The organism is Desulfosporosinus sp. OT (assembly GCF_000224515.1).
Taxonomy (GTDB): domain Bacteria; phylum Bacillota; class Desulfitobacteriia; order Desulfitobacteriales; family Desulfitobacteriaceae; genus Desulfosporosinus.
Map to the genome: position 1 here is coordinate 93,479 of NZ_AGAF01000278.1, position 11,496 is coordinate 104,974.

Consider the following 11,496-nt stretch of genomic DNA (forward strand, 5'->3'; position numbering starts at 1 on the left):
TATAAAAAATGCATGGGTACTAGTACAAATATTCCTCTTTTATCCTTCATTTCCTGCAACAGAAAACAAAATCTATAATAAAAACACGCCACACCACGATGTTGACAGGATGAGGGCGTCAGATTAGCTGCAGCCTCTATGATTCTTGCTGAGCAATGAACTCCGCAAGCTTTCTTTGAAGAACTCTTAGGTCAACTGGTTTAGAAATATAATCGTTACAACCTGCCTGAAAAAACTCCTGAACGTCGTCTTTGAAAGTGCTGGCAGTTTGCATGATCACATGAAGTTCTTTCAGGGCTGAGTTCCCACGAATTCGTTTAAGGGTCGTGATGCCATCCATGACCGGCATTTGAGAGTCTAACAGGATCATACTGAAGCTTTCCGCTCGTAGCATTTCAAGTGCGATCTCTCCGTTTTCGGCGTTTTTGTATTTCAAATTTAACTGGTCAAGACAATGTCCGATCAGTTTCTGGTTCTCTACGTTATCGTCTACCACTAGAATCAGTAATTTACCTACTGCATGCTTCCTTTTTTCTAACTGAAGCCGTTCCATATCAAAATACTTTTTGGGAATCAACGCTAGCATTTCCTTTGCAGAGGAGAACTCCTTCCTAACCTTCTCCATGTCAGAAGGCTTCTTACCCAGTTCAGCATCCATGTCGGAGACCTTCAGACAAACCTCACTCATACGCAGAGTCCCAGTGCTACCTTTCAGGGAATGAGTCAGGAACTGAATGTTTTCCATCACATGATCTACTAGGGCATTCTCCAGCGCTTGTACTCTAACAGCAATATCACTCAGGCAGTCCAGTAGAATCTGAGAGGTTCCCATTTCGACTTCTGCTTTTTCAAGCCATCTTTTCATCATGTCCCTTCCGAAGACCTCCCTGCCTTGGATTACTTGACTGATAAACCCGTATAAGTCAATTTCTTGAGATGTCTTTCCGTATTTCAAAGCGTTAGTGTCCGCCTGAAAACTGACTCTATCCCCGCTACATTCCTTAAGGAAGATGACTGGAAGGAACGAAGTACGAAAATCCTGTTTCAAATCTTTAGCCAATAGCTTCATCTTGCTACTTCCAATAGACTCATACATCAGGATAAGGTCAGCACCAGCAAAAAGAATTCTATCTTTAGTTTTGGAATCGCAAGGAAGTACTTTTACGCTCAAACCATCAAAAGAACACGCTTTAACTATATTCATGACAACTTCCTCTGTCGGTTCATTCCTGTCAACCACAAGGAACATGACCCAACCACTGCTATTCGGTTCGGAAGTAACCAAGTCAGCCGGTTCTCTCTGATCCTGTTTTTGCATTTCCACAGTCCCGACTGGTATTGACACAACAAATTCCGAACCGCTTACAGTACTTCTTTCAACCCTAATTGTCCCCCCCATCAATTCCAACAGGTTTTTCGTAATGGAAAGACCTAGACCAGTCCCGCCATATTTTCTTGCATAAGAAGTTTCCACCTGATCGAAAGGCGAGAAAATGGTTTCCTGTTTTGCCTCTGGGATACCAATACCGGTATCCTCTACAATGATTTCGAGCTGTCCATTTAGGTAGGATACCTGAATGCTCACTCCACCGGACTCGGTGAATTTGAAAGCATTCCCGGTGAGATTAACCAGCACTTGCATGAGACGGTGTTCATCACCAACGATGATTTCAGGAACAGCAGGATTAATATTCACCTCCCAGGAGAGGTGTCGTTCTTGTGATTTAAGAACGAACATTTTCTTAAGGTTTTCCAGCAATTTGTGAATGAAAAAACTGCTTTGTTCAATTACTACCATGCCTGCTTCGATCTTGGAAAACTCTAGGATATTATTGACTAAGCTCAGGAGATGGTCACCGGCATTTATTATGATCTCGAGCTTTTCCAGCTTTTCAGGTTCCTTTTCCTCCTCAAACAAGAGATTGGCAAACCCTAGAATGGAATTGAGAGGTGTACGGATCTCATGGGACATATTTGCCAAAAAACTACTTTTCATGTTATTGGCTAATTCCGCCGCGTTTTTTGCCTCTTTAAGTTCAATTTCATTATAGGTTAATTCACGAATAATCAGGTTATAGGGTTCTACAATCCCGATCTTTACAATAGCCCGGTACATGAGGTAGAAAGAGAGGATTTTAAAGTAATGTCCAACCATATTAAGAATGCCATAGTTATCTGAATAAAGTGTAAAAGACAGTTCTTGCAATATCGTAAAGATCATCGCGGCAATCAGCAAAGTGTAAATCTTTTCATCAAGGTTCCTTCTGTTTTTCCAGAGAAACAAGATTCCTGCCACTAAAGTAAGGCAGATAACGTATTCACTCATGATCTTAAATTCTGTTTGTCCCTGGTTAGCTATAAAACAAACAGGGAATGTCTTCCATATATAGATAGAGGCCATAAGGATCACCGTTATCACCAAATATATTGTCATTATTCCTAGAATCCCAACTCTATTTATAATCTGATTCACTCTACTCGGCCATGCAAATGCAACTAGAAGGGTTAAACTTTCCATATATCGGGCTGCAATCCACAGCTGATTGGCATAAAAGTCGTAGTCTTTAAAAATATTCATTCCCTGATATGATAAGGTATGTAAAAGGTCGATTATCGCAATGAAAAGATAACCAATGCTAATAAATACTAGTGCCTTGTTCTTCATGTATTTGTTGGAATTCCACATAATGAGGAATAGTGTAACAGCAATAATGATGCTAAATAATTCCGCTAATGAATGAAAGAGCAAGTAATTGTCACTTTCTAAAATGTAAAGTCCAGCTATTACAGATACACCGCCAACTAAATGTGCTAGAGTTTTTCTTTTACTCTCCATAAAACACTTCCTTAGGGTAAGATTTAGCCCGATGAAATTCTTGAACATAGCCTCGGACAACAATTTATATAAGGTTCTTAATTTGATAAATGATAATAATAATCCTTCTTTCCCGAAAAATTTAGTTTCTTGCCTTAACAAATTAAAACATTCCTCTAAAACTAAAACAAATCAATTTATTAATCTAAATGGAAAACGAAAATAAGGCCAGAAACAATGTTTCCAGCCTTTACGTGGTAATCAAATTGGGATAACCTCACCTTAGTTTTTTGCCCATTTCTCGACCATATCATAAAATGCGCTTGTTTCAACAGGCTTTGTTAAGTAATCATCCATTCCCGCATTAAGACAGGTTTCCCTTACTCCTTTTAGGGCATTGGCAGTCATGGCGATTATTGGAGTGTGTTTACCTACTTTGTTCTCTAATTGTCTTATTGCTGCTGTCGTTTTGTAACCATCTAATACTGGCATCTGACAATCCATAATAATAACATCAAATTCCTGTTTTTGATAAGCATCAACCGCGGCTTTCCCATCCTCTGCCAAAACAACCTTCCAGCCTTTGCGTATTGAAAACTTTTCAATCACCATCCGAATGATCTCATCATCCTCGACAATTAGAAGTTTTAATGACTTTTGACTACAATTTCCTAAATTATGGCCATCATTTTTAGGACCGTCTTTTTCAACCTCAGGCTTTTCCAATACACAGGTGAAATAAAATGTACAGCCTTCATTCACTTTACTTTCCACCCATATTTCACCATTCATTTTTTCTGTTAACCCCTTGCATATGGCGAGTCCCAGTCCAGTCCCCCCATAATTACGGGTTGTCGAACTGTCTGCTTGACTAAAGCTTTTAAAAAGCTCACTGATTTTATCACGTGTTATTCCAATCCCAGTATCTCTAACCGAAAACTCTAATTTTATTTCTTTGTTACCAAAGTCCGCAACCTTTCGGATTACAAGATCAATTCTACCTTCATGTGTGAACTTCAAAGCATTTCCAATCAAGTTGGATAGAACTTGCCTCAATTTAAAAGAGTCCCCTATGAGATTCTCGGGTACATTACCTTCGATATGCATCTCCAATTCGATCGATTTATTGAGAGCAGCAGGACTGAAAAGCATTTCAAGATTACTAATCAACTCAGTCAATTTAAACGGTACTTTTTCAAGTTTCAGTTTTCCATCTTCAATTTTTGAATAATCAAGGATATCATTAATTACTTTAAGTAGTAACTCTGAAGATGTTATACAAACCTTAATAAAGTGAAATTGCTCTTCATCTAATTGAGACATTTGCAAAAGCTGTAAAATCCCCATAACCCCTGTCATGGGCGTTCTGATCTCATGAGACATATGTGCCAGAAAATTACTCTTGGCTATATTAGCATTTTCGGCGTCTACTTTTGCCTTGACTAGCTCAGCCTCAACCTCACAATGCTCTTGAATCTCTTCCTCTAGTATCGCATTTGTCTCTTCGAGTATAGCATTTGTTTTTACCAGTTGGTTGTTTAAGCTTTTTATTTCATCTTCGGCTTGCTGACGATGGGTAATATCAGCAAAACTCATAAGACTGGCCACTATTTGTCCACTTGTGTCTTTGACCGGAGTTCCAAAAACCTCCAGCAGGACTTTCTTGCCATCTGGATGAACTACGACCATATCATTTACATTACAGCTTTCTCCAGACATGCCCCGAATAATTGGCATTTCTTCATACGGATACGGTTCATTTGTGCCAAGTCTGAAAACTGGAAAAGCGTTAGATAAACTCCCTAAGCTGGTATCATAGGAAAAATCACGACCAATTAATTGTATTGCGCGTTTATTTGTAATAATTTCTTTTGCGGAAGGAACCTCAATCATTGATACCCCTACATTTAAGCTGTTTAGCAGTGTACTCATGAGCTTGTTTTTATTTGCTAAGTCATTTTCTATTCTCGTTCGTTCCGCTATTTCTTCTTCAAGTACGGCATTAGTTTCCTCAAGATTTGCGGTTCTAAAGGCTACAACTTCTGCAAGGTCATTATTCATTTGTTTAAGTTTATCTTCCGCGATTTTTCTAAGAGAAATATCATAAATAGTAGAGCGACTCATAATAAATCTTCCATTTTCATCTTTTATAGTCGTGCCGCTCAAAAGAACTGGAAGAAATGTACCATCTTTATGTTTAATTGTAAATTCCAACTCATTAACTGATTGACTCTTCAAAAACCGTTTAAAACTTTCCATGTAATTTGCTTTAGTGCTTGGGGTTATAAATTCCGCAAACTCCTTACCAAGAACCTCTTCTCTAGAGTATCCTAACCATTTAAGCTCTGTATCGTTGATACGAAGAATCTTTCCATTTTGATCCAAGGAGTGATAACCACAAGGTGCATTTTCATAGAGGTCTCTAATTTCCACCATTGACTTATTTAAACTATCCTCGATCTTCATTCTTTCTGAAATTTCTTCTTCTAAACCTGCATTCAACTCTTCAAGTTGCTGATTAGCTGCTTGCAGTTGTCTCGTTCTCTCAATGACCTTAAGTTCAAGTTTTTTGTTGAGACTAATAATTTCCTCTTCTGCATTGATTCGATCTGTAACATCATGAACAATGGAATATAACAATTTTGTGTCATCTATAATAATGGGGCCACTATAGACTTCCACACTTCTAATTTCCTCATTTGAGAGCTTATGTTTAAAAAAGAACATGTGTCTATTTTCATTTTTGGCTTTATGCATTTCTTCTAACACTTGTTCATGGTTAAGTATATTAATTTGACTTATCTTCATATTCAATAAATCGGTACGTCTATATCCATAAAAATCGCAAGCGGCTGAGTTAGCATCGATAATTTCTCCAGTTTCAGGGTTTATCAGAAGCATAATGGAGTGATTGTTTGTAAATAAACTAGCATATATTGAATCGCATGGGTGTCTATATTCGCGTGAATTTCCCTCGTTATTAATTACAAGGCCATCCGCAGTATTCATAAGCCTCAGTCTCCTTTAATCGATCAAGATTAATTAAAAATTCCAATGGTTGTTCATAAACTTAATATAGCATTATACGGTGTCAATTGTCATACACACACTATGTGTTTTAATAGTTTAATACGCTTTTATTGCTCTGATTGTTATTGCTGTTAATAAAATGATAACAGAAAAAAATGCCATAATAATGACATTCTTCTTGCATTTGAGATCGATTCTATTAAATCATTCTCACTTTATCTTTACATCCTTGGCTCCATCAAAAATAAAGAAATAAGTTAGGCATTACTTGAATAAACTCTAGCCATTTTACCTTAAGGCTTTGTAAAGCCATGTTTATCTTAATTGCCGAATGACCTCTTCGACATCTGGAAGTTGATGTATATCATAAACCTTTATCCACATAACTTTGCCGTCTTCATTGACAATCACATTTGCCCGTTCGGAGAATCCTTCCAATTCACGAAACAAGCCATAGGCTTTGGCGACTGCCCCATGTGGCCAGAAGTCCGAGGGGCAACTTAAGATTGGAAATCTTAAGTTCTTTGGCCCAGGCATTTTTAGAAGGGACAGGATCAACACTTAACCCCAATGGAATTGTACCAAGTGCTCCAAATCGTGCGTAATTTGTTTCTACTACATCTGAAAATTGTCGTTCCCTGCTGTTTCAAGTACCTTTACTAGATTATTTCGGTAATAAACATATACCTATGAGTAGTACTGCTGATAACACAATAAAAATGATTGATGCCTTTGTGTCGCTCATGAGTTCCTCCTCCTTTTATTGCTTACTCGATTTCCTTATGTAAATAGAATTCTACACCAATCGTTTGAATTCCTTCCTAAATTATAATTTATTTTTATTTATAACAATTTTAATACAGTGCCAATTGAGCATAACCCTTTTGGAACCATTGGCTTAAGAACGAAAACTATAAATAGAATCACAGATCCTCGACATAAAAATATCCCGCTGATTGTTCTCAGCGGGATATGTGTTCGTTAGCCTATTCCATATGATTGAGTATATTTTTGATAATAATATGACCTTTTATTCTTTCCCTTTTTTCAACCATTTAGCAACTTCAACGGTTCTTTTCGCTTGATGAAATACAGCATCCTTTACGTCTTCTACCATTTTTCCATCTTTGCCTTGTGTAACAGTGGTACCATAAGGGTTACCCCCTGCTTTAAAAATCGATTCATCTGTATATCCAGGCGAAACAATGATTGCGCCCCAATGCATCATTGAGGTATAGAGACTCTTAACGGTCGCTTCCTGTCCGCCATGAGGATTCTGGGCTGAGGACATGGCACTTACAACCTTATTCATTAGCTTCCCTTTTGACCACAAGCCGCCTTGAAGGTCAATGAACTGTTTCATCTGGGCAGCTAGATTCCCAAAACGTGTTGGAACACTAAAAACAATGGCATCCGCCCAATCTAGATCTTCTGAGGTGGCCTCCGCAATATCTTTTGTCGCTTCTACATTTGCCCTCCAAACTGGATTGTTGTTAATAGCTGCTTCTGGAGCTAGTTCATGCACCTTGAGTATACGAACTTCCGCACCTGCTTCTTGTGCAGCTTCTGCTGCCCACTTAGCCAACTGATAATTGATTCCTGTCATGCTGTAATAAATGACTGCAAATTTAACCTTTTCCATACTTATTCCCCTTTCTGCTATCACGTATAAAGAAAGTCCGGTGAATCATTGTGTTGCCTCTCGGCTTTTCAATTCTCTCCTAGAAATCACCAACTCATCAACTTCAGAGTTACTCATAACGATCGGTGATATCAAAGATATTTTATAATTATTACATTCTACGCCCTTATGTTCAAATCCTTTTTATTTTGTAAGTATTTTTATTATTAATTTTTATATATTTAATTATTCATTAATCTAACATTTACATTTCTATAAGAATCACATGTTGGCATGGAATTCGATTCTCTCTGGGCTATGCTACATACTGAAAAAACTTAAATGATAGTTCAATAATTTGGATTTGCTAAAGATTAGGCTCAGCAGAATTTAGTGCTGAGCCCATTTTGGTTTATTATCCCGCTTTAATTATTTCTTGATCCACCTGAACTATACTGATGGATCAAGTCCAAAATATGTAATCATGAATGTGAAGCAAGAAGAGAAGGTCAATACAAGACTAATATCTCACCTGTTTGCTGAACATGCGATTCTTATTTGACAAATAAAGCAGAATACTCAGTTAAAGTTAAACAATTTCTGACTGAGAATAATATCCTCACCAAGTAATACAACTATCTCTCTTAGACTTTAAGTTACGATGACAAGAGCTATGGAAGGCCAAGGGGTTTCTTGCTGAATATTATTAGTTCAAAACGGTCGGCCATTTAATTAGTGGAAAGAAAATCTAAGAAGCCGTTTCTTAAGTCTAGAGTTAAGGAACTCCTTCCTCGAAAAAGAGTATATCCCTAACGCCAGCCAAATTAGACCAAAACTAATAAAATCAACCCTAGTAAAATCTTCTTTAAACAAGAAAACACCCAGTAGAAGAGCAATGCTAGGCGAAAGATATTGAATAAATCCCAAGGTTGATAAGGGCACACATTTAGCGCCGTGTGCAAATAATAAAAGTGGTATGGCAGTTACTACTCCCGAAAGAACGGCTAATATCAAGACATTCAAAGGTAAAGCAATTAGCGAACTCGTTCCTTCCATTTGTTTATAAACTACGAACCCTAAAGCTACAGGGGCAATCATCATGGTTTCCATGGTTAAACCAATAATAGATGTAAGATTAGACAGTTTCTTAACCAACCCATATAAGCCGAAGGAAATTGCAAGTAAAAGGGCGATCCAAGGAACCTTTCCATATTGAACAGTAATGACAATGACACCTAATAGTCCTAATAACAATGAGAGGATTTGCCATCTATCGATTCGCTCTCTTAATACAATTACACCTAATAAAACAGTAAATAATGGATTAATATAATAGCCTAAACTTGTTTCTATTACATGATTGCTATTAACCGCCCAAATATAAATAAACCAATTAGTAGTGATTAGTAGAGACCCCAAAAATACACCTAATAAGGTTTTTGCGTTAGAAAAAACGTTTTTCAGATCTCTGACCCCGCCAACTATTAAAAGAATCATTGATAGAAATACGAAAGACCATATTATTCGAGAAGCAAGTATTTCACCCGCATCAATTCGCATCAAAGCTTTCCAAAATAACGGAAGAATACCCCACATCGCATAGGACAAAACAGCATAAACAATTCCTTTACGTTCAGATTTTCCACTTAAAGTCCTCATGAGTCTATTCAACAAGAAACATCCCCAATCATAGTTATCAAGTTACATTTAAACAGTAAGATTCAGAAGAATATACTTTCCAATAGCTATACGTTGATATAACCTTCTAAATAAGGCACTGCTTCACCAGACATTTTTACTGTTTCCCCTAAATTCTTACAGTTAAGCTTCCCTCAATTGTTTAAATAATCGGCCACACCGAACAAGGCATTGCTTCGTTGTCTTTATTCTTTTTTGTTATTTGGGTTAAGGTTTTAGCCAAGCGCTGTACGCTTTCAAGTAAAACGGCTTCATTGTGAGTGGTAAAACAGAGGCGAAACTCTTTATCCAAGGTAGGCACTGTATGAAAAGCTGCGCCAGGCACAAAGGAAATCCGGTTTTTTGCAGCTTCCTGGAGGACTCTCTGGGACGTGCCCGCATGTTTTAACTTACACCAAAAGTAAAACCCTCCCTCGGGTATGGTAAAATCAAGATCGTTTGCACAAGAACGCTGGAGAGCTTTTGCCATTGTGTCTCGGCGTTTTTTATATTCCCCCCGTACAGTGGTCAGATGCTCGGCCAGCTTCCCTTCATTTAAAAACATCGTCACAAGCCATTGAGCGATGTTGTTGGTATGCAGGTCAATAAACTGTTTTTCCAGAGCAAGTCTGTTGATTAAAATAGGCGGACCCGCCAGATAGCCTGTACGTAAACCAGGAAATAGAATCTTGGAGAAGGTTCCCAAATAAACGACTCCTCCGTAGGAATCTAAAGCTTTAAGAGCCTGAGGAGGCTGTTCGCCATAACACAAATCACTGTAGGGATCGTCTTCCACTATCACAAGCCGATGACGTTTGGCAAGTTTTATCAAATCTTGGCGCTCTTGTGCAGACATCACCCTGCCTGTCGGGTTTTGATAAGTAGGTATGATATATAACAATTTTGGTCGGTAGCGAATTAGAAAGTCCTCCAACAGCTCTAATGATAATTTTTCCGAGCAAGGCAAGCTTAGAACCCTTGCTCCTGCAGCCTGGAAAACCTGAATAGCACCAATAAACGTTGGCGCTTCCATCACTACATAGTCGCCTGGCTCCACTAAAACTTTGCTAAGTAAATATAACCCTTGTTGGGACCCCGAGAGAGTGAGAATGTTCTCCGTCAAAGCCGGTATGCCCTTCTCGCTCAACATTGTGGCGATTGCCCTTCTCAATGGGTTATAGCCCTCTACGGGAATATGTCCAAAATCGGCTGGGGCGACCCTTCCAATATTGTGGTTAAACAACTCGGTAAAGGTCTCCAGAGGATAAAGGGCTGGATCAGGCATACCTGCGGCCAAAGATATAGTACCATGGGCAGGAGTAGAAACTATATCTCTCAAGATTGACGCCAAAGGGTTTTGAGGATAGGCCGTAAATAATTGGGGCCAGGGAACTTCGGATAAGGACTCAACATCAGGTGCTTGCGCTACATAAGTCCCGCTGCCCACTTTTGTCCATACCAATCCCTGCTGTTCCAACTTTCGATAGGCATTGATAGCCGTTGTACGACTTACAGCAAAGAGGTCAGCCAATTCCCGCTCAGGAGGAAGCTTCATGCCCGAAGGTAGGATTTGCGTTTGGATTTTGTCAGCGATAAGTAAGGCGATTTGCAGATAGAGCGGCTGCTTATCCAAGGTATCCAATCCTGCCCTATTCAAGTATTTGGATATATCCATTTTACACTTCTCCTTGTTTTGTATCCAATTTACATTATATCTATGTAATTGGATATTTACAATATCCTTCCCACTCGTTAAGATTTAAGAAATATTAAAGGCAGGTGGAATTATTATGCAGCGATCAAATCTACTAGCAGGTAAAAGCGAATTAATGGAAGAAGTATGGGTAGCACTCCGCGAGTGTACTCCCGTGGTGCTCGGGGTAGTGCCCTTTGGTATCACCTGCGGGATAATGGGGCTTACGGCAAGAATGTCAGGATTAGAAACTATTTTAATGTCTGTCTTTGTTTTTGCCGGCGCGTCACAGTTCATTGGCATTACCATGCTAGGCGCAGGCGTAACGGGCTGGGGAATTATTATACTTACTACCTTACTGGTGAACTTACGTCATTTGATCATGGGATCATCCTTGGCACCCTATATGACTAGACTGCCGTTTCCTCTTCAAGCACTCTTGGCCTTTTTTTTGACCGATGAAGCCTATGCCTTAACCATTAGCCGAATTCACAAGGCTAGGTACAGTGTACCCTACCAATTGACCGTAAGCACTGTGCTTTATCTGGTATGGGTTTTGGCTACTGGAGCGGGGGTAGTTTTGGGCAGTTACATATCTGACCCCTTAACTTGGGGACTTGATTTTGCCATGCCGGCTACGTTTCTAGTATTGCTAGTACC

At 38.9% G+C, this 11,496-nt stretch carries 7 protein-coding genes; 1 reads left to right on the top strand and 6 read right to left on the bottom strand.

Features of this window, described 5'->3' with window-relative positions:
* Positions 1 to 136: 136 nt before the first annotated feature.
* The 6 genes from DOT_RS27250 to DOT_RS27275 form a co-directional block, all read right to left on the bottom strand.
* Positions 137 to 2,836: an MASE3 domain-containing protein gene (locus tag DOT_RS27250; RefSeq protein ID WP_040413570.1), complete on the bottom strand. Its 2,700-nt coding sequence runs from the start codon at positions 2,834 to 2,836 to the stop codon at positions 137 to 139.
* A 261-nt stretch (positions 2,837 to 3,097) separates the two neighbouring features.
* Complete coding sequence (locus DOT_RS28095) at positions 3,098 to 5,824, bottom strand: PAS domain S-box protein (protein ID WP_009624882.1); 2,727 nt, start codon at positions 5,822 to 5,824, stop codon at positions 3,098 to 3,100.
* A gap of 336 nt (positions 5,825 to 6,160) precedes the next feature.
* Positions 6,161 to 6,382, bottom strand: a complete 222-nt coding sequence (locus DOT_RS27260; RefSeq protein ID WP_202798728.1) for a redoxin domain-containing protein — start codon at positions 6,380 to 6,382, stop codon at positions 6,161 to 6,163.
* Positions 6,383 to 6,875: 493 nt separating this feature from the next.
* Positions 6,876 to 7,487, bottom strand: a complete 612-nt coding sequence (gene wrbA / locus DOT_RS27265; protein ID WP_009624886.1) for an NAD(P)H:quinone oxidoreductase — start codon at positions 7,485 to 7,487, stop codon at positions 6,876 to 6,878.
* Positions 7,488 to 8,198: 711 nt separating this feature from the next.
* Entirely contained in the window at positions 8,199 to 9,125 is a 927-nt protein-coding gene (gene rarD, locus DOT_RS27270) for an EamA family transporter RarD (protein WP_009624887.1), read from the bottom strand.
* 181 nt (positions 9,126 to 9,306) lie between these two features.
* Positions 9,307 to 10,818 (bottom strand): PLP-dependent aminotransferase family protein, encoded by a 1,512-nt coding sequence (locus DOT_RS27275; protein WP_009624888.1) that lies wholly within the window; start codon positions 10,816 to 10,818, stop codon positions 9,307 to 9,309.
* Between the two features lie 115 nt (positions 10,819 to 10,933).
* On the opposite strand from DOT_RS27275, the gene DOT_RS27280 reads away from it, so the two are divergent.
* The coding region (locus DOT_RS27280; RefSeq protein ID WP_009624889.1) for an AzlC family ABC transporter permease at positions 10,934 to 11,496 on the top strand (563 nt) is incomplete at its 3' end.

What these genes read in the sequence shown, in the direction of transcription:
- DOT_RS27275 (WP_009624888.1), bottom strand. Translation starts at nt 10,818, where the DNA reads ATGGATATATCCAAATACTTGAATAGGGCAGGATTGGATACCTTGGAT.
- rarD (WP_009624887.1), bottom strand. Translation starts at nt 9,125, where the DNA reads ATGAGGACTTTAAGTGGAAAATCTGAACGTAAAGGAATTGTTTATGCT.
- DOT_RS27250 (WP_040413570.1), bottom strand. Translation starts at nt 2,836, where the DNA reads ATGGAGAGTAAAAGAAAAACTCTAGCACATTTAGTTGGCGGTGTATCT.
- DOT_RS27260 (WP_202798728.1), bottom strand. Translation starts at nt 6,382, where the DNA reads ATGCCTGGGCCAAAGAACTTAAGATTTCCAATCTTAAGTTGCCCCTCG.
- DOT_RS28095 (WP_009624882.1), bottom strand. Translation starts at nt 5,824, where the DNA reads ATGAATACTGCGGATGGCCTTGTAATTAATAACGAGGGAAATTCACGC.
- wrbA (WP_009624886.1), bottom strand. Translation starts at nt 7,487, where the DNA reads ATGGAAAAGGTTAAATTTGCAGTCATTTATTACAGCATGACAGGAATC.